The organism is Amycolatopsis sp. NPDC102389 (genome assembly GCF_044765885.1).
Taxonomy (GTDB): Bacteria; Actinomycetota; Actinomycetes; order Mycobacteriales; family Pseudonocardiaceae; genus Amycolatopsis.
In genome coordinates, this window is the sequence record NZ_JBIWKX010000030.1 from 1 (window position 1) to 18,012 (window position 18,012).

Annotated in this window: 19 protein-coding genes; 8 read left to right on the top strand and 11 right to left on the bottom strand. The window is 69.8% G+C overall.

The window, feature by feature from the left end:
* Positions 1–144: 144 nt before the first annotated feature.
* The 3 genes from ACIRGA_RS23850 to serS are packed head-to-tail and all read right to left on the bottom strand — an operon-like array spanning position 145 to position 3,499.
* Complete coding sequence (locus ACIRGA_RS23850) at positions 145–1,149, bottom strand: DUF3558 family protein (RefSeq protein ID WP_400944585.1); 1,005 nt, start codon at positions 1,147–1,149, stop codon at positions 145–147.
* 47 nt (positions 1,150–1,196) lie between these two features.
* Entirely contained in the window at positions 1,197–2,207 is a 1,011-nt protein-coding gene (locus ACIRGA_RS23855; RefSeq protein ID WP_400944587.1) for a DUF3558 family protein, read from the bottom strand.
* A gap of 23 nt (positions 2,208–2,230) precedes the next feature.
* A complete protein-coding gene (serS, locus tag ACIRGA_RS23860) occupies positions 2,231–3,499 on the bottom strand; it encodes a serine--tRNA ligase (RefSeq protein ID WP_400944589.1) in 1,269 nt (422 codons plus the stop codon).
* Between the two features lie 153 nt (positions 3,500–3,652).
* Here serS and ACIRGA_RS23865 point away from each other — a divergent pair, with 153 nt between their 5' ends.
* Complete coding sequence (locus ACIRGA_RS23865) at positions 3,653–4,936, top strand: aspartate aminotransferase family protein (protein ID WP_400944591.1); 1,284 nt, start codon at positions 3,653–3,655, stop codon at positions 4,934–4,936.
* A gap of 60 nt (positions 4,937–4,996) precedes the next feature.
* Here ACIRGA_RS23865 and ACIRGA_RS23870 read toward each other — a convergent pair whose 3' ends face one another.
* From ACIRGA_RS23870 to ACIRGA_RS23885, 4 genes are read right to left on the bottom strand one after another with little or no spacing between them, the layout of a single operon-like run.
* A complete protein-coding gene (locus tag ACIRGA_RS23870) occupies positions 4,997–5,902 on the bottom strand; it encodes a haloalkane dehalogenase (RefSeq protein ID WP_400944593.1) in 906 nt (301 codons plus the stop codon).
* Between the two features lie 55 nt (positions 5,903–5,957).
* The gene (locus ACIRGA_RS23875) at positions 5,958–6,410 is read right to left on the bottom strand and encodes a DUF350 domain-containing protein (RefSeq protein ID WP_016330638.1); all 453 of its coding nucleotides are present in this window, start codon (positions 6,408–6,410) and stop codon (positions 5,958–5,960) included.
* A 49-nt stretch (positions 6,411–6,459) separates the two neighbouring features.
* The gene (locus ACIRGA_RS23880; protein ID WP_400944596.1) at positions 6,460–7,626 is read right to left on the bottom strand and encodes a glutathionylspermidine synthase family protein; all 1,167 of its coding nucleotides are present in this window, start codon (positions 7,624–7,626) and stop codon (positions 6,460–6,462) included.
* Positions 7,627–8,175, bottom strand: coding sequence for a hypothetical protein (locus ACIRGA_RS23885; protein WP_400944750.1), 549 nt, complete (start codon positions 8,173–8,175; stop codon positions 7,627–7,629).
* Positions 8,176–8,319: 144 nt separating this feature from the next.
* Between ACIRGA_RS23885 and ACIRGA_RS23890 the strand changes: the two genes are divergently transcribed.
* The 4 genes from ACIRGA_RS23890 to ACIRGA_RS23905 all read left to right on the top strand — a co-directional run bounded on the left by ACIRGA_RS23890 (position 8,320) and on the right by ACIRGA_RS23905 (position 11,639).
* Complete coding sequence (locus ACIRGA_RS23890; protein WP_400944598.1) at positions 8,320–9,309, top strand: septum formation family protein; 990 nt, start codon at positions 8,320–8,322, stop codon at positions 9,307–9,309.
* A 4-nt stretch (positions 9,310–9,313) separates the two neighbouring features.
* Positions 9,314–9,664, top strand: a complete 351-nt coding sequence (locus tag ACIRGA_RS23895) for a metallopeptidase family protein (RefSeq protein ID WP_007030570.1) — start codon at positions 9,314–9,316, stop codon at positions 9,662–9,664.
* A gap of 216 nt (positions 9,665–9,880) precedes the next feature.
* Complete coding sequence (locus tag ACIRGA_RS23900; RefSeq protein ID WP_400944600.1) at positions 9,881–11,140, top strand: MFS transporter; 1,260 nt, start codon at positions 9,881–9,883, stop codon at positions 11,138–11,140.
* A gap of 61 nt (positions 11,141–11,201) precedes the next feature.
* Positions 11,202–11,639, top strand: a complete 438-nt coding sequence (locus ACIRGA_RS23905; RefSeq protein ID WP_400944602.1) for a hypothetical protein — start codon at positions 11,202–11,204, stop codon at positions 11,637–11,639.
* Here ACIRGA_RS23905 and ACIRGA_RS23910 read toward each other — a convergent pair.
* From ACIRGA_RS23910 to pheA, 3 genes are all read right to left on the bottom strand, one after another.
* Positions 11,636–12,283 (bottom strand): DUF4232 domain-containing protein, encoded by a 648-nt coding sequence (locus ACIRGA_RS23910; RefSeq protein ID WP_400944604.1) that lies wholly within the window; start codon positions 12,281–12,283, stop codon positions 11,636–11,638. The two genes, ACIRGA_RS23905 and ACIRGA_RS23910, sit on opposite strands and share 4 nt — an antisense overlap.
* Before the next feature lie 219 nt (positions 12,284–12,502).
* A complete protein-coding gene (locus ACIRGA_RS23915; protein WP_400944606.1) occupies positions 12,503–13,132 on the bottom strand; it encodes a histidine phosphatase family protein in 630 nt (209 codons plus the stop codon).
* Complete coding sequence (gene pheA, locus ACIRGA_RS23920) at positions 13,129–14,037, bottom strand: prephenate dehydratase (protein ID WP_400944608.1); 909 nt, start codon at positions 14,035–14,037, stop codon at positions 13,129–13,131. Before pheA ends, ACIRGA_RS23915 begins: the two co-directional genes overlap by 4 nt.
* 97 nt (positions 14,038–14,134) lie before the next feature.
* On the opposite strand from pheA, the gene ACIRGA_RS23925 reads away from it, so the two are divergent.
* The 3 genes from ACIRGA_RS23925 (at position 14,135) to ACIRGA_RS23935 (ending at position 16,310) form a co-directional block, all read left to right on the top strand.
* Positions 14,135–14,785, top strand: a complete 651-nt coding sequence (locus ACIRGA_RS23925) for a macro domain-containing protein (RefSeq protein ID WP_400944610.1) — start codon at positions 14,135–14,137, stop codon at positions 14,783–14,785.
* 157 nt (positions 14,786–14,942) lie between these two features.
* Positions 14,943–15,875 carry a type I pantothenate kinase gene (gene coaA / locus ACIRGA_RS23930; RefSeq protein WP_400944612.1) on the top strand — a complete coding sequence of 311 codons (933 nt, stop codon included), beginning with the start codon at positions 14,943–14,945 and terminating at the stop codon, positions 15,873–15,875.
* A 264-nt stretch (positions 15,876–16,139) separates the two neighbouring features.
* Positions 16,140–16,310, top strand: coding sequence for a hypothetical protein (locus ACIRGA_RS23935; RefSeq protein WP_400944614.1), 171 nt, complete (start codon positions 16,140–16,142; stop codon positions 16,308–16,310).
* An 11-nt stretch (positions 16,311–16,321) separates the two neighbouring features.
* Here ACIRGA_RS23935 and ACIRGA_RS23940 read toward each other — a convergent pair whose 3' ends face one another.
* On the bottom strand, positions 16,322–17,875 hold the full coding sequence (locus ACIRGA_RS23940; RefSeq protein ID WP_400944616.1) for a DUF1841 family protein: 1,554 nt from the start codon (positions 17,873–17,875) through the stop codon (positions 16,322–16,324).
* Positions 17,876–18,012 lie beyond the last annotated feature (137 nt).

Genomic DNA, 18,012 nt, shown 5'->3' on the forward strand with positions numbered 1-18,012 from the left:
ATCTCTTGCCTGTCCCCGCCCGCCCCCGCCGGCCCGGGGCCCGCCCGGCGCCGGCCCCCCCCCCCCCCCCCCCCCCCCCCCCCCCCCCCCCCCCCCACCCCCCTGAAAACCGGTCATGCAAGCATCAAACGGGCAGGTGAGCGCCTAGGACGAGGGCGGCAGGTTCGCGTTGAGCAGCGGCACCGCGGCCTTGATCACGTCACACGCCTTCGCGGGGTCGTCGAGGTTGCCCGCGATGATCGCCACCGTCGACGTCGCGGTGATCGCGAGCCCCGCCGCGCACAGTTTGCTGCCCGACTCGGTGTAGACCTTCCACTTGCGGCCGCCGGAGTCGAAGTCCTGTGGTTGGCCCTGCGTGATCAGCGACGGGACCTCGTCCATCGCCTTCGCCGGGTAGAACCAGAGGTCGAACGCCTTCTCGCCCTTTTCGCCGTCGGTGTCGGCCCATTCGCAGCCGACCTGGTTCGGGTCCGAGGTGGACTTCATCGGTTCGCCGGTGGGGGCGAGCCGCAACTGGGCGGTCTGCTCGGGCTTGAGCATGGCGCACGGGTCGGTGCTCACGAGCGGCCCGCCCGGCTCGGCGGGCTTCTGCCCGGGCGGCGCGGTGATCTGCGGATCCTGCTGCCCGCCCGGCAGCTTCGACGCCACGGCCGGGGCCGCCGCCTTGGCCAGGTCGCACGAGTTGGCCTCGGTGTGGTCGGGGCTCTCGCTGGCGATCTCCACGAAGGAGTCCGCGGTGAGCTCCGTGCTCAGCGAGCAGTACTTCGGGCCGAGGATGGTGGCGTAGCGCGTCCAGGTGAACCCGCCGATCCCGAACTTCTCCCCGGCCTGCGCGCCGCTCATGTACTCGTTCAAGGAGAGGTCCTTGCTCAACGAGACCTCGAGGTTCGACGCCTTGCTCACGTCCTCCAGCTTCCGGAACCGGCAGACCGCGGGCACCTTCTGCTCGGGTTTGGCGGCACGCTCCTCACCGGGATAGGTGACGCCCAGGGCCTTCGCGTGTTCCTCCGAGAGCAATTCGCACGGCTCGGCCTTCGTGATGACCGGTCCTTGTCCGGGCACCGGCGAGGCCTTCCCGGCGATCGTCGCCGTGCAGCCGCCGAGCGTCAGCACCACCAGCCCGATCGCGAGCGAGTTCCGAAACCGCATGCGTCCCCTCCTCATCGGCTCGCACACTACTTGTGCGCGGCCGCCGTTCACGAACCGGCGGGCAGCGCGGCGCTCACCGTCGGCAGCGCGGCCCGCAGCAGGTCACAGGCTTTCGTCTCGTCGTCCCAGTGTCCACTGGAGACCTTCACGGTGGACGTCCCGGTGATCGGCAGCGCGGCCGTGCAGTACTTCGCCGAGGCGTTGACCCACACCGTCCACTTGCGACCTCCGAGGTCGCTCTCCTCGGGGGTGCCTTCGAGACCGGCGACGTCGGCGACGGCCGTCGCCGGGAAGAGCGTCACGTCCAGCGGACGCTGCCCCTTGTCACCGTCGGAGTCCTTCCACGTACAGCCCTTGTCCTCGGGATTGGCCAGGTTCGCCGGGTCGATGGGGGTCCCCGCGGCGATGGCCAGCTTCGCGGCCTCGTCGGGCTTCAGCAGCGTGCACGGGTCGACCTGCAGCAACGGCCCGGACGGCTCGGGTTTCTTCTGCCCGGGCGGCGCGACGATCTTCGGGTTCGGCTCGCCACCGGGCAGCCTCGACGCGATCGCGGGGGCCGCGGCGAGCGCGAGGTCGCAGGCCGTCGACTCCGGCGCGCCCGTCTGGGTCTCACTGCCGAGCTCGACGAACGAGGACGGCCCGAGTTCGGTGCTGAGCGAACAGGCCGTCGGGCCGAGCGGGGACGCGTAGCGCGTCCAGGTGAAGCCGCCGATGCCGAACTTCTCACCCGGCTGGGCACCGGCGTAGAAGTCGTTCAGCGGGATGTCGACGCTCCGCGTGATCGACAGGGACACCCCGCGCGGTGAATCGTCGCGTTCGGACAGCAGGCACATCGGCGGGACCTTCTGGGCCTTGTTGCCCTTCGTCTCGACACCGGGCAGCTTCAGCGCCAGCGCGTCGGCGTGTTCCTGGGTGAGCAAAGAGCACGGCGCCGCCTTGGTGAGCACCGGCCCCTGGCCGGGCACCGGCGACGCCGTACCCGAGATCGTCCCGGAACATCCGCCGAGCAGGAGGACCGCCGCGGACAACGCGGTGATCGGCGTGCGACGGCGGTTCATCGGGTCCCTCCTCGGTGCGGACCCTACTTCGATGCGGGCGTGAGCACCTCGGTTCCGCCGAGGAAGGGGCGAAGCGCCTCAGGCACCCGGACCGAACCGTCTTCGAGCTGGTGGTTCTCCAGGATCGCGACGATCCACCTGGTGGTGGCGAGCGTGCCGTTCAGCGTGGCGACGGTCTGCGGGCGGCCGTCGTCGTCGCGGTAGCGGATGCCGAGGCGGCGGGCCTGGAACGTCGTGCAGTTCGACGTCGAGGTCAGCTCGCGGTAGGTCTCCTGCGACGGCACCCACGCCTCGCAGTCGAACTTCCGGTACGCGGAGGTGCCGAGATCGCCGGTGGCGGTGTCGATCACCCGGTACGGGACCTCGATCTTCGCGAGCATCTGCTCTTCCCAGTCCAGCAGGCGCGCGTGCTCGGCCTCGGCGTCCTCGGGACGCGTGTAGACGAACATCTCGACCTTGTCGAACTGGTGCACGCGGATGATGCCGCGGGTGTCCTTGCCGTACGAACCGGCCTCGCGGCGGTAGCAGGAAGACCAGCCCGCGTACCGCTTCGGGCCCTTGCCGAGGTCGAGGATCTCGTCGGCGTGGTAGCCGGCGAGCGGGACCTCGGAGGTGCCGACGAGGTACAGGTCGTCGTCGCGCAGCCGGTAGACCTCCGACGAGTGCGCGCCGAGGAACCCGGTGCCCGCCATGATCTCCGGCCGCACCAGGGTCGGCGTGATCATCGGGGTGAAGCCGTTCGCGGTCGCCTGCGCGATCGCCATGTTCAGCAGGCCGAGCTGCAGCTGGGCGCCGACGCCGGTGAGGAAGTAGAACCGCGAGCCCGAGACCTTCGCACCGCGCTCCATGTCGAGCGCGCCGAGGCCCTCGCAGAGTTCGAGGTGGTCCTTCGGCTCGAAGCCGAACTTCTTCGGCTCGCCGACGTGCTTGAGCACGACGTAATCGTCCTCGCCGCCTTCGGGCGCGTCGGGGTGGACGAGGTTCGGCACCAGGCGGTGCAGCTGCTCGAACTCCTCCGACGCCTCGGTCTGCTCGACCTCGGCCGTCTTGACCTGGGCGGCGAGCTCCTTCGCCTTGGCGAGGAGCTCGGCCCGCTCGTCGCCCTGCGCCTTGGGGATCAGCTTGCCCAGCGACTTCTGCTCGGCGCGCAGCTTGTCGGCGGCGGCGATGGAGGACCGGCGGCGGGAGTCGAGGGAGAGCAGCTTGTCGACCACTCCTTCGTCCTCGCCACGGGCGCGCTGCGAAGCGCGCACGACGTCCGGTTCATCGCGCAGAGTCCTGGGGTCAATCACGAGTGCCGAGGGTAGTCCGTGCGAGCAGCACGAAATGTGCGGGTCCCGCACAGAATGTGCGGGTCCGCGGGGATGACCCGACAGTCTGATCGTTGCCGCCCGTTTCGGCCGCTCCCCATACTGAGATCTCCCTGCTGCGGACGGAGAAACCCGATGACCGATGCGGACCTGCTGGCGCGGCACAAGGCGGTACTCCCGTCGTGGCTGGCGCTCTACTACGACGAGCCGATCGAGATCGTGCACGCGCAGGACCGCCGGGTCATCGACTCGACCGGGCGTACCTACCTCGACTTCTTCGCGGGCATCCTGACGAACTCGATGGGCTACGACGTCTCGGCGATCAGCGACGCCGTGCGCAAGCAGCTCGACACCGGCATCCTCCACACGTCGACGCTGTACCTGATCCGGTCGCAGGTCGAGCTGGCCGAGCGCATCGCGAAGCTCTCCGGAATCCCCGACGCGAAGGTGTTCTTCACCAACTCCGGGACCGAAGCCAACGACACCGCGCTCATGCTCGCCACCCAGTACCGGCGCAGCAACCAGGTGCTGGCGATGCGGAACTCGTACCACGGGCGGTCGTTCGCGACGGTCGGCATCACGGGCAACCGCGGCTGGTCGGCGTCGTCGCTCAGCCCGGTGAAGGTGAGCTACGTGCACGGTGGCTACCGGTACCGCAGCCCGTTCCGGGCGCTTTCGGACACGGAGTACATCGACGCGTGCGTCGCGGACCTCGTCGACGTCCTGGAGACGGGCACTTCGGGCGACGTCGCCTGCATGATCGCCGAGCCGATCCAGGGTGTCGGCGGCTTCAGCTCACCGCCGGACGGCCTGTTCAAGGCGATGAAGGAGGTCCTCGACCAGTACGGGATCCTGTTCATCTCCGACGAGGTCCAGACCGGCTGGGGACGGACCGGGGAACACTACTGGGGGATCCAGGCGCACGACGTCGTCCCCGACGCGATGACCTTCGCGAAGGGCCTCGGCAACGGCCTCGCCATCGGCGGCCTCGTGGCGCGCGGCGACCTCGTCGACTGCCTGACCGCGAACTCGATCTCGACCTTCGGCGGCAACCCGGTCGCGATGGCGGGCGCGGCCGCGGTGCTCGACCACATCGCCGACCATGACCTGCAGGCCAACGCGCTCGCCCGCGGCAACGAGCTGCTCGGCGGCCTGCGCGCGGCCGGGAACCCGCTGATCGGGGACGTGCGCGGCAAGGGCCTGATGATCGGCGTCGAGCTGGTCGAGCCGGGCGGTATGACGCCGAATCCGGGCGCCGCGGCGCGGATGATGGAGGAGACCAAGGCGCGGGGGCTGCTGATCGGCAAGGGCGGGCTGCACGGCAACGTGCTGCGGATCGCGCCGCCGATGACGCTGACCGCCGAAGAGGCCGCGGAAGGCCTCGGGATCATCACCGACGCACTGGCCGCCATCTCCTGACGAACGCCAGAAAAGGACCGTTCCTGGCGAAATTCGCAAAGAACGGTCCTTTTCTGGCGTTCAGGAGTTCGCGAAACGGGCGATGACTTCGCCCAGCCGTCCGCCGGCGTCCTCCTGCAGGAAGTGACCGGCGCCGGTGATCGTCGGATGCTCCAGTTCGCGGGCGCCGCGCATCGAGGCCCGCAGTTCGAGGCCCCACGGCGCGGTGATCGGGTCGCCGTCGGAGAACGAGACCAGGAACGGCTTGTCCAGTTCGGCCAGCACCTTCAGCGCGGCCCGGTTGGCGCCCGAGGCCGGATCGTCCGGGGTGATCGGCACCAGCGACGGCATCGCGCGCGGCGCCGCCTTGTACATCTCGTTCGGGAAAGGCGCGTCGTAGGCGGCACGGACCGCTTCCGGCAGCTTGGTCTGGCAGCCCGACTGGACGAACCGCCCGACATCGAGGACCTGGGCGTTCTCGACGGTGTCGCGGAATCTGTGCCAGAGCTCGGGCATGTCGGTGTCGCCGCTGGGGAGGCCGGTGTTGGCCGCGACGACCCTGGCGAAGCGATCGGGGTTTTCGGCGACCAGCCGCAGGCCGATCAGGCCGCCCCAGTCCTGACCGACCAGGGTGACGTCGGTGAGGTCGAGGACGTCGAAGGCGAACGCGCGCATCCACTCGACGTGCCGCTGGTAGGTGTGGTCGACCATGTCGCCGGGTTTGTCGGAGCGGCCGAAGCCGACCAGGTCGGGCGCGATGGCGCGCAGCCCGGCGTCGGCGAGCACCGGGATGACCTTGCGGTAGAGGTAGGACCAGGTCGGCTCGCCGTGCAGCAGGAGTACGGGTGGCCCGTCCTCCGGCCCTGCCTCCACGTATCCCACTCTGATCACGCCGCCGTGAAGGTCGACGAGCTCCGCGTAGCGCGGTTCGAAGTCGAAATCGGGCAGGTCCGAGAACCGGTCGTCCGGTGTCCTTAAAAGGCGCACGACTCCCACGTTAGTGGGAATCGTGCGCCTATGCCGGTTTCAGCGGGTCAGAAGATCACGAGATGGCGACGGCCACGATCAGGCCGAGGGCCAGGTGCGCGGAGGCGACGACGACGCTGGCCGGGGCGAACTTCTCGCTCTCGATGGTCGAGCGGATGTCGATCCGGGTCGCCCACTCCAGCAGCCGGACGGCGGCCACCTGCACGATGATGCCGAGCAGGCCGTAGACCAGCGAGGTGATGAGGCCCTCGGTCAGGTCGCTGGCGGAGTTCGCGATCGCCACGACGATGATGAACGCCATCGACAGCAGGCCCGAAGCGGTGACGATGACCGCGTTCGGCAGGCCGCGGGTGACCAGCTGGGACAGCTTGCCGGGCGTGGTCCAGTCGATCGCCCAGAACCCGGCGAACATCATCAGCAGGCCGACGACGCCGTACAGCAGGATCGCGCCGATCCCTCGCACGAGGTCGGAGCCGAACGTGTCGGACAGCGCAAGGGTGGTGGTCACAGGGGTTCTCCAGAAGTCAGGAAATGTCAGGTTTGTGCGGTTGCTTCTATCACGACTCGACGATGATGTGCGGGACGAACGCCGCACCGTCGTCGGTGACGAGTCCCGCGGTCTCGCGGATACCGAGACCGGCGGCGTGGTCCCCGACGATCCACGCGCCGAGCGCGGGCCGGTAACCCTGGAACTCCGGGAGCGGGTCGAACGCCTGGTAGACGTACCCTTCCGCGCCGTAGACGCCGTCCGTCTGCGTTTCGTACCCGGTGGCGACGATCTGCACGTTCGCGCCCTCGCGGCCGAGTTTCGGCTTGCGGACGTACTCGGTCAGCAGGCCGGGGTCGTCGGCGAAGGCGGGCAGCAGGTTCGGATGCCCCGGGTAGTTCTCCCACAGGATCGCGAGCAGCGTCTTGTTGGAGAGGATCATCTTCCACAGCGGCTCGACCCACAGCGTGCGCGGCATGGTCTCCACGGCGAAGCGGCCGAACTCCTCGTCGACCACCCATTCCCACGGGTAGAGCTTCACCACGGTCGCCATCTGCGCCTCTTCGAGGTCGACGAACCGCTTGAGCACCGGGTCCCAGCCGATCTCCTCGATCGACAGGCCGACGGTGTCGAGCCCGGCCTCGGCCGCGGTCTCCTGCAGGTACGCCGTCGTGACGTGGTCCTCACCGGACGGATCGGCCGAAGACCAGGTGAAGTGCAGTTCGTTCGAAGGCAGCTTGTCGGCTAGTTCGCCCCAGCGCTCGACGAGCTTCTCGTGGATCGAGTTCCACTGGTCGTTCTCGGGGAAGACCGCGGTCTTCCAGTGCCACTGCAGCACCGCGGCCTCGAGCAGCGAGGTCGGGGTGTCGGCGTTGTACTCGAGCAGCTTCGCCGGGCTCTTGCCGTCGTAACGCAGGTCGAACCGGCCGTAGACGTGCGGATCCTGCCGCTTCCACGACTCCGCGATATGCGGCCAGACCCACTCGGGGATGCCGAAGCGGTGGTACTGCTCGGTGGTGATCACGTTGTCGACCGCTTCGAGGCACATCGAGTGCAGCAGTTCGACGTCCGCCTCGACCGACAGGATCTCGTCCATGTCGAAGACGTAGTGGACCGACTCGTCCCAGTACGGCCGGGACTTGCCGGCGCCGTCACGGGCGGGCGTGCCGAAGACCAGGCCCTGCTCTTCGACGATGTTCTGCCAGTCCCGCCGGGGCGGCTTGGAATCCCGGTACACCTACGAGCCCCCGCTCTTGCCGCTGCCGCCGGAGCCGCTCTTGCCGCTGATGCCGAACCCGCCGCGCTGGACGGTCTTGCCCGACTTGGTGCTGACGTTCGCGCGCGACGACGGCGGATCGTACGAGCCGCCGGAGACGCGCTGCCCGATCGCGCCGGAGCCGCCGTAGTTGTAGCGGTAGCTGTTGTACTGGCCGCCGCCGATCGGGATGAAGAAGAAGCCACCGGAGTGGTAGCCGCCGTGCGACGTCACATACCGCTCGTCGCAGTTGTCGTCCTGGTCGACGATCCCGTCCTTGGTGGTGCACACCGCGGTGACGTTGGTCGGCTTCGCGACGGTGTAGAACGTCGCGACCAGCCCGACCAGGCCCACGGTGACGCCCGTGCCGATCAGCAGCTTCTTCTTGGTCGAAGACTTCTTCTCGGCGGCGCGGGCGGCCTCGGCCGCGAGCGCCTCCTGGCGCTGCTGCTCCGCCAGCGCCTGCTGGCGTGCCCGCTGCTCGGCCAGCGACGGCTGCCGTGCCTGCGTGCTGCCGTCCTGAAAGCGCATGGAACCGCGCTTGGGCGGCTGCTGTGCCCCCTGGTTGTCATCCTGCGTCATCGAAGCTCCGTAATCGCCCGCCGGCCGAACTCGTGTCCAACACTAACCACCCGGTACGCGCACCTTACGTGCGGCGCGGGCATCATGGAGTGGATGTCTCAACAGGCCGAGCGGTTCCGTGATCCGCGAAACGCGCTGAGCACCCTGCGCACCCGGCTCGTCATGGCCGGCGTGTTCGCGGGCGCGCTCATCGCGCTTTCGCTGAGTGTGGCGTTCTCGTGGAATGTAGGCCCGGAAGGCGGTGCGGGCGGCGGCGCCCCCAAGCTGTCCCCCGCCGCGGTCGAAGCGTTCCAATCTCCTCCTGGCACCTGTCTGACCTGGAACAATCCGGATGCCACCGACGCGCGGCGCGTGCCGTGCGCGGAGGCGCACCTGTTCGAGGTCACCAGCATCGTCGACATCGGCGCGCAGTACCCGCCGGGTGTGCCGAGCCCGAACCTGGAGCAGTGGCAGGAGATCTCGCGCTCGCGTTGCACGATCGACGTCAAGCCGTACCTCGGCCGCAACCTCGACCCCTACGGCAAGCTGAGCATGAACCTGCTCCGGCCGACACCCCCGCAGTGGGCGGACGGCGACCGGCAGCTGCGGTGCGGGCTGCAATGGGCGGGCCAGGGCGGCAAGCTGCAGCCGACCAAGGGGCTCGCCAAGGAGCAGAACCAGTCCGCGGTGTGGGAGCCGGGCACCTGCCTCGCGCTGCTCAACAACAGCTTCGGCGACCCGATCGACTGCGCGCAGGCGCATTCGTACGAGATCATCGCGACGCTCGACCTCAAGACGAAGTTCAAGGACGGCTACCCGTCGCAGGAGCAGCAGAACACCTGGCTGGACACCGAATGCTCGACGGCAGCGCAGGAGTACACCGGCAACGCGGATCTGACGGCGAAGAAGCTCATCCTCAGCTGGGACGTCCGCGAGCAGGAGAGCTGGGACGCCGGGTCGACGCTGGTGAACTGCAAGGTCGCGGCGGTCCTGCCGGAGAACAAGGGGCTGGCGCCGGTCACCGGGAGCGTCAAGGTCGGCAACGGCGAGGCCCCGCCGCCGTCGTCGTCTTCGTCCTCTTCGCCCCCGAAGACCGGAGGGTGATCGCGTGCCCGTCGAGATGACCCAGCAGCGTTTCGAAGAGCTGGTCTCGGAGGCGCTGGACGAGCTCCCGCCCGAATTCGCGGACGCCATGGACAACGTCGTGGTGCTCGTGGAGGAGTTCAACGAGGAGTCGCCCACGATCCTCGGGCTCTACCACGGGGTCGCGCTGACCGAGCGGACCCACGAGTACGGAGGGGTGCTGCCCGACCGGATCTCGATCTACCGGCGCCCGCTGTTGCAGATGTGCGACACCGAGGAGGACGTCGTCGAGGAGGTGCTGATCACGGTGGTCCACGAGGTCGGGCACCATTTCGGCATCGACGACGCGCGCCTGCACGAACTCGGCTGGGGCTGAAGCCGCCGGGCGAGTGATAGCAAAGGTCCCTTGCTCCCCGGGCGGCGGATTCCGCGCCGTGAGCGGCATGGTCGGTGATTTTTGTGCGTGGAGCACCAAGGGTTCTCCGGATTCTTAACTGGGCGTAACAACCCCGCCACTTTGGGCGACAGCCCCGCTAAACTTTTCGACACGTTGTCGCCGGCCGCCGCCGGCGAATGCCTGGGGAGGCGGTGCATGGCCGAGTCGACGGTGCGAAGGAGGAGCGACCGGCGGTTGCGCTGGCTGCTCGCGTCCAGCGCGGCGTCGAACCTCGGCGACGGCATCGGCAAGGTCGCGTTCCCCCTGCTCGCGGTCACCCTGACCCGGGATCCGCTGCTCATCGCCGGTCTTTCGGCGACCCAGTTCCTGCCGTGGCTGCTGTTCGCGCTCCCGGCGGGCGCGCTGCTGGACCGCGTCGACCGGCGGCGCGCGATGATCTTCGCGAACAGCGCCCGCGCGGTGGTCGTCGGCGGGACGGCCGCGCTGGTCGCCGCGGGCGGGGCGACGATCTGGCTGGTCTACGCCGCCGCCCTGCTCATCGGTTTCGCGGAGGTGGTCGCCGACAGCGCCGCGAACGTGCTCATCCCGGCGGTCGTCGGCGAAGGTTCGCTAGACGGCGCGAACAGCAAGCTCCAGGCCTGCGAGATCGTCGGCCAGACCTTCCTCGGCGGGCCGGTCGGCAGCGCCACCTTCGCGCTCTTCGCGACCTTCCCGTTCTTACTCAACTCGGTGGGCTTCGCGATCGCGGCGATCGTGTTGGTCGGCCTCGCCGGGAGCTACCGGCCGCGAGCCGCCGAGGGCGCGACCACCGACCTCCGCACCGAGCTGGCGGAGGGTTTCCGCTGGCTGAAGCGGAGCCGGCTGGTGCTGCGCCTGGTCGTCATCGCCGGGCTGATCAGCCTGGTCAGCGAACTCGCGCAGGCGCAGCTGGTGCTGTACGCGATCGAGTATCTGAGTCTCAGCGAAGCGGCCTTCGGGCTCTTCGCGTTCGTCGGCGGCATCGGCGGCCTGCTCGGTGCGGCCGTCGCCCCACGCCTGGTGAAGGCGTCCAGCCGTCGCGCGGTGCTCCTCGGGGGCACGGCCTGCTGCGGCGCGGCGTTCACCGGCATGGGCCTGACGAGTTCGCCGGTGGCGGGGGCGGCGCTGTTCGGCCTGTTCGCGGCGGCCGTCGTCGCGGTGAACATCGTGCTCGGCACGGCACGCCACACTCTCGTCCCCGGCGACCTGCTCGGCCGGGTCCTCGGCGTGTGGCGCACCGTCGTCTGGGGCGCGATCCCGATCGGCGCCCTGCTCGGCGGCGTCCTGACCCACGCCCTCGGCTCCCCGGCCCGGACGTTCCTCACGTCCGGGCTGCTGCTGTTCGGCGTAGCCGGTTTCGCGTTCGTCTCGTTACGGCCCGGAGCCTTCGATGACGAATCGGCCACGGAGGAGCGGGTTCTCCACCAAGACCGGTGAAAAACCCGGCTTTCGGTGCTGAAATAGCCCATCACCGCCACGGGTGACGGGGAGGTCCGCGATGCAGCAGACACTGATGCCGGAGGCCGGCGTGGGGACGACGGAACCTTCCAGACGCCTGCAAGTGCTCACCGCCGTCGCCGGTTTCGTGATCGGCGGCGGTGTGATCGGCATGCTCTGGGCGCTCTCTGGGGTCAATGCGGGAGCACTCGAAGACGCGCGGGACGCGTGCTCGGCACTGGCCAGGGTCGGCACGATCCCCGACACCACCGACTCCCCGCCCGGCGAGGGCACCGTGGCCGTCCTGGCCCCCGAGGTCCTGCACCGGATGACGGCCGCCCGCGAACTCTCCGCCGCGGCGGCCGCCGCCAACGACACCTACCGGCCGCTGGCCGACCACATCGACGGTGTCAGCCGGATGGTGTTCAGCCTGCACTTCAACCAGATCTCGGGCCAACGGCACCTCGTGCAGGCCGAACAGCTCTGCACCCAGCTCTAGCCCTTGTGGACCGTCTTGACGACCAGCTGGTTGCCCGAGATCTTGCCGGTGCAGCCGAGCCCCTGCATCGCCACGAAGTTCGACGCCGTCTCCTGCGGCAGGTACACCCGCAGGCCCCTGGTCTCGACCGGCTTGCAGACTTCCTCGGGATAGTTGCGGACGTTCGCGAAGCCGACGTCGGCGATCGCGCTCTCGCCGTTGCCCAGCTGGACCGGGCCGCCCTTGGCGCCGTCGCGGTACGCGGCCTCACCGACCTGGTGACCGTCGGCGCCCGTCACGTAGGAGACGCCGGGGAAGCCCTGGACGGTGCACGCGTGCCCGCTCGAGTTGGTGATGACGAGCTTCCGGTACACCGTGCCCGCGGCGGCGTCACTGTCCTTGAGGGACAGTTTGACGTCACCCGCCTTGCAGAGCCCGTCGTTCTTCTGCGCTTGCGCGGGGGGCGGCTGAGCGGGCTGCGGGGACGGTGCCGGGCTCGAGGAGCTCGCGCTGGGCGCGGCCGACGTGTCCGGCGCCGAGCTGGACGGCGACGCGGACGTGTTCTGCGCGACGGGCGCGGGCTCGGAACCGCAGGCGCTGAGCAAGAGGAGCCCGGCGGTACCCGCGACGAGACCGCCGATGGAGATCAACTTCGAACGAACCATGGTCCTTCGCCTCCCTGTATCCGGGTGACCCACCGTCCAGTAGACGTGTCGTCCGCCATCGGGGTTGCTCCCCACCGGTTAATTCCCCACAAGGTGTTAATCGATCTTGTGTGCTGTGTTCCCCGGCGGGGGCGGAGGCAAACGGGCCGAAAGGAGCCATACCCACATGAGACGCGGCGAAGGACGCTTTCCCCGCGTGACATGCGGTGAAAGGGTCCTTCAGCCCCCGTCAGCGTCGACGGGGGTGTCCGCCCAGGTGAGGCAGGTCCAGCCGCCGTCGGTCCCGGCGAGTTCGACGACGCCGGTGTTGGGGATGAGGCCCTGGTTGGCGATCTCCGCGGTCACATTCCCGGCGAGCCATTCGCCGCCCAGCCGGATCGCGCCACCGTGGCTCACCAGCACCACCGTGCCGTCGGGGTCGGCCTGCTCGTGCTTGGCGCGCAGCCGGGCGACCGCGTCGAGGAACCGGGCGCGGACCTGCGTGCCGGTCTCGCCGCCGGGGATCGGCGGGTCGAGCTCGCCGAGCGTCCACCGCCGCACGACGCTCATGTAGGTGGTGACCGAGTCCTTGTCCGTCTTGCCTTCGAGCTCGCCCGCCGCGACCTCGTGCACGCCGTCGAGGACCTGGACGTCGAAGCCGAGCTTGGCGGCCAGCGGCGCGGCGGTCTGCTGCGCCCGGATCGCCTGCGAGGCGTAGACCGCGACGATCGGCTCGCCGTCCAGCCGCGTCGCGAGGTCCCGCGCCTGCTCCCGGCCCAGCTCGGTGAGCGGCGGACCGGGCAGCGCGGTGTCGAGCGCGCCGCGCACGTTGCCCTCGGTCTGGCCGTGGCGGACAAGGAGAAGTTTCACGCCTGCGCTCCCTTCCGTACCGAGGCGACCCAGTCGATCGCGTCGGTGAAATCCTCGTTGGCGGCGCCCGGCTCGATCTCGGTCGTGCCGTTGTCCGCGCGCGGGTGGGAGCCGAGGAACCGCACGTTGCGGCACCGGCGGCGCAACGCGGCCAGCGCGTCGCCGATCCGCGGCTCGGCCACGTGCCCCTCGAAGTCGATGAAGAAGCGGTACTCGCCGAAGTTGTTCCTGGTCGGGCGGGCGTCCAGCTTGGTCAGGTTGATCCCGCGGACCGCCAGTTCGGTGAGCAGCTCCGCCAGGGCACCGGTCCGGTTCGTGGCGGCGGCGACGATCGACGTGCGGTCGGCCCCGGTCGGCCCCGGCAGCTCGCCGGGCGCGCGGACCAGCAGGAACCGGGTCTTCGCGTCGCGGACGTCGGCGACCTCGGTGGCCCGCACCTCCAGCGGGTAGTGCTCGACCGCGACCGGCGCGGTGACGGCCGCGTCGAACTCGCCCGCGGCCACCGCGACCGCGGCCGCCGCCGTGGACGACGTCGCGACCGGGCTCGCCCCCGGCAGGTTCGCCTCGACCCAGTGCCGGACCTGGGCGAGCGCGTGCGGATGGCTCGCCACGGTGCGGATCTCGGTCGTCCCCGGCCGGGTCAGCACGGTGAAGTGGACGGGCAGCAGCACCTCCGCCACCGCGACCAGCGGCTCGGCCTCGCTCAGGCTGTCGAGGGTGGCGGTGACCACGCCCTCCACGGAGTTCTCGATCGGGACACAGGCCGCGCCCGCCGCGCCCGAGCGCACCGCGGCCAGTGCCGCCGGGATGGTCTCCGCGGGGATCAGCTCCTCACCGGAGGCGAGCCGGCGCGCGGCCTGTTCGGTGAAGGTTCCCTGGGGGCCGAAGTAGGCGATCCGTGACACCCCGCCAGATTACGCACGACGCGAGTGGCCACTTTCACTCGGACAGCCGGTACGCGCACCGGTTACGCCGGGTGGCTTTTTTTGTCATGCTTAGGGCGTGACCGCCGAACCGGGCACGCACACCGGCCACGAGGATGTCGGCTCTGTCGGCTCCTCCTTCCCTCCCGTGCCGGACCATCCCACTCCGGAGCTGGTGCTGTGCGCCGTCGATGACCTGCTCGCCCAAGCCTGGACGACCGTCGCGGACACCGTGGACGGCCGCGTCTTCGTGCATCGCGGGTCCGTGCTCGACGTCGTCGCGCAGGCCGTCGTCAGCCCCGCGAACTCCTACGGCTGGATGCGCGGCGGTATCGACGCCGTCTACGCCCGCGCGTACCCCGGCGTCGAGCAGAACGTCCGCAGCGCCGTCCTCGCCTACCACGGCGGAGAGCTGCCGATCGGCGAAGCGGTGATCGTGCCCACCGGCGAGGCGGAGCCCGCCTGGCTGATCAGCGCGCCGACGATGCGGGAACCCGGCGAACACCTCCCCCGCGACACCGTGCACCCGTACCTGGCCGCCCGCGCGGTGTTCCGGCAGTGGCGCGACGGCAGGCTCGACCAGGGCCGGGTCCGTGATCTCGTGCACACGATCGCGATGCCCGGGCTCGGTACCGGCGTCGGCGGGGTCGCTCCCGCGGCCTGCGCCCGCCAGGTCGCCGCGGCCTGGGACGAGGTCTTCACCCCTGACCGTCCCCGTAACGGACGGTAACGCCCCGAAGCGGGCTACATCACATCGCAGCGCGTTCACGAGCCGTAAGCCCTACCGTTAAAGCGGCTTCATCCGGTTCGAGGCACGTTCACCCGCCGAGAACTCGTCAACACGGTTTTGTACGGCGCCAGCGCAGGCGACGGGCGAGGAGTGTGCGATGCCGCGGGTCCGTGAGCTCAGTCCCTACGTCGAGCTGCACCGTGAGCAGTGGCGAGAGTTGCGCAGGTCGACTCCCCTGCCGCTGACCGCCGCGGAACTGCTGCGGCTGCGCGGTCTCGGCGAACAGGTCGACCTGGCCGAGGTCGCCGAGGTCTACCTGCCGCTCTCGCGGCTGATCAATCTCCAGGTCGCGGCCCGGCAGCGGCTGTACGAAGCGACCACCACCTTCCTCGGTGAAGACAGCCGGGGCACCAAAGTCCCCTACATCATCGGGATCGCGGGCAGCGTGGCCGTCGGCAAGTCGACCACCGCGCGCATCCTGCGCACGCTGCTCGCCCGCTGGCCGGATCACCCCAGGGTCGACCTGGTCACCACCGACGGGTTCCTCTACCCGCGGGCGGAGCTCGTCCGGCGCGGGATCATGCACCGCAAGGGTTTCCCGGAAAGCTACGACCGGCGGGCGCTGCTTCGGTTCGTCACCGAGGTGAAGTCCGGGGCCGAGCGGGTCAGCGCGCCGGTGTACTCGCACCTCGCCTACGACATCCTTCCCGACGAGGAACAGGTCGTTCAGCAGCCCGACATCCTGATCCTCGAAGGACTGAACGTCCTCCAGCCCGGCCCCCGGCTCACCGTGTCGGATCTGTTCGACTTCTCGATCTACGTGGACGCGCCCACGACCGACATCGAACGCTGGTACGTCGAGCGCTTCCTGAAGCTGCGGCACACCGCTTTCGCCGACCCCGCGTCGCACTTCCACCACTTCGCCGGCCTTCCGGACGACGAGGCCAGGGCCGAGGCACGCCACCTGTGGCGCACGATCAACGAGCCGAACCTGATGGAGAACATCAAGCCGACCCGGCCGCGGGCGACCCTGGTGCTCCGCAAGGACGCCGACCACACGATCAACCGGGTCCGGCTGCGCAAGCTCTGATCGACACACCGCGTGACGGGGCGCTCGCGGGTTCCCCGCCGCCCGCCGTTCCCTCACAAGCAGCAGTCTTCGCACCACCGGCGAGCCACTGAGGCCCGCCGGTGGCGCACCGCTGTCGCCGGGCGGCTTTCCTCGGCCGATCGGCCGATCCACGCTCAGTACGTGTAACCGGTTGGCCGATACCGGCTACAGCCCCCCACGGCGACCCTTGTGTCAGGGGAACAAGAGGTCTCGAACAGACCTTGAGCAGGGAGGAGGCTCACGATGTTCTCGACCATCCTGACCTGGGTCGGTTCGATTCTCGGACTCGCACTCCTGGTGGCCATGGCCGCCGGCGCCTTCGTCGTCGACTTCGACGACGCCCGCGGGGACCGCCGCCGCAAGAAGCCGCAAGTCACCGAGAGCAACGGCACCCCCGCGGCGCCGTTGGGCTGAGCCTCCCGCGCTCAGAGCTCGCCGAGCGCCTTCCGGTAGTCGTCGACGTCGTAGTCCATCTCGTGTTCGCCCGTTTCGGTGAGCTGGGCGGACAGCGCGTCGATGAGGCGATCGAAGATCTCCTCGCGCTCCTGCCCGGTCTCGCTCAGCCGCCGCACGGCCTGCCAGACCTCGGCGGGCTCGTCGTCCCAGAGCTGGTCGACGATCGTGGTCTTGAGCGCGAGCCGCATCCTGGGCTCGCCGTCGAAGGTCTCCTCGGCGAGCGCCTCGTGGTACTCGGGGTGCTCGCCGATCACCAGCAGGCGGCGCTGTTCGGGATCGGCGGGCTCGAGTTCCAGCTCCTCGTCGCCGATCTCCGCGTAGACCGTCGGGACGGCGAAGACCCGGCGCGCGAGGGCTTCCGCGAGTTCCGCCGGGTCTTCGATCCCTTCGGAGCCGTCGAAGTACACGTCCAGCGCGGAGTCCTCGTCCTGCGCGAACTCCTCCAGGAACTCGGTCGCGCTCTCCAGCAGCGCCACCCGCGCGGCCTCGGGGAGCCCGGCGCGGTCGGCGGCCCAGGTCACCCAGCCGAGCAGAGCGGGCTCCAGTGCGTCTTCGTAGGCCTCGTCGATCTCGAACTCGCCGTCCAGCAGCGACTCGAGGAACCGGGCGAGCTTCTCCGGCCCGACCCGCAGCGGGCTGCCCGGCTCGGTCTCACAGCCGTAGTCGACGAGCAGGCGCGCGTAGAACCGCGTCGCGTCCGTGTCCTCCACGAGCCCGGACCCGATGAAGTCGGCGACGACCTCTTCGCGGACCTGATCGGGCCATTCGGAGATCTCGGGCGACGGTTCGGGCGCGGGCAGCGCCCGGATCCAGGCCAGCGCGAGCGCGTGGAACCGCGCGTAATCCTCGCTGACGTCGGGTTCCTCTTCGACGTCCGTCGCGGCGAGGCCGTCCGCGAGCAGTTGGTGGGCGCGCTCGGGCAGCACCCGCTCCAGCGTGACGAGCTCCGGGTCGTCGGCGGCCTGCTGCCGCATCTCGGCCAGCACGTCCTGCGGTTTGTCGACCACGACGACGTCGCGGATCCGGCCTCCCTCGGTGAAGTCGACCAGTGCGAGCAGGCCGTGCTCGACCTCGCCGCGGGAGAAGACGCAGAGCAGGGAGGACTCGTCACCGAAGACGTCGCCGGTCCGCCAGCAGTCCCCCACGGTCACCGCGGCCAGATCCGCCACCCACTCCGGCTCCGGGATCCCGCGGCCCAGCACGGTGTTCAGCGCCGAGGCGGCCGCCTCGCGCTCCTCCTCGGTCTCGGCGAAGACCCGCAACCCGGCGAGCAGCGCGGCCGCGGCGGGGGTGATCTTCCGCTCGGCGAACGCGATGAGCTCCAGGCCCAGCGGCGTTTCGTCCTCCTCGACCTCGATCTCCCACCACTGGCCGAGCACCTCGGAGGTCAGCAGTTCGACGTCGAGCACCTCGGGTTCGGCGCCCAGGGTCGAGAAGTCCCGGAGGACGTCCTTGAAGAGGCCCGTCACACTCGGGGTGGAGGGCTGGGCTGCCTTCTTGCGGGCACGGCTCACCGGACTCATGGCGACATGTTTTCACGCGGACCCGATCGGGCTCGTCGCGGTGGTCCCGGGCGCGGAACACGGCGTCCCGGTCGCGGGGAGGACGCGGGTGGACACCGGTTCAGGACCACCGCGACTTCTACCTCTTAGCCGGGTTT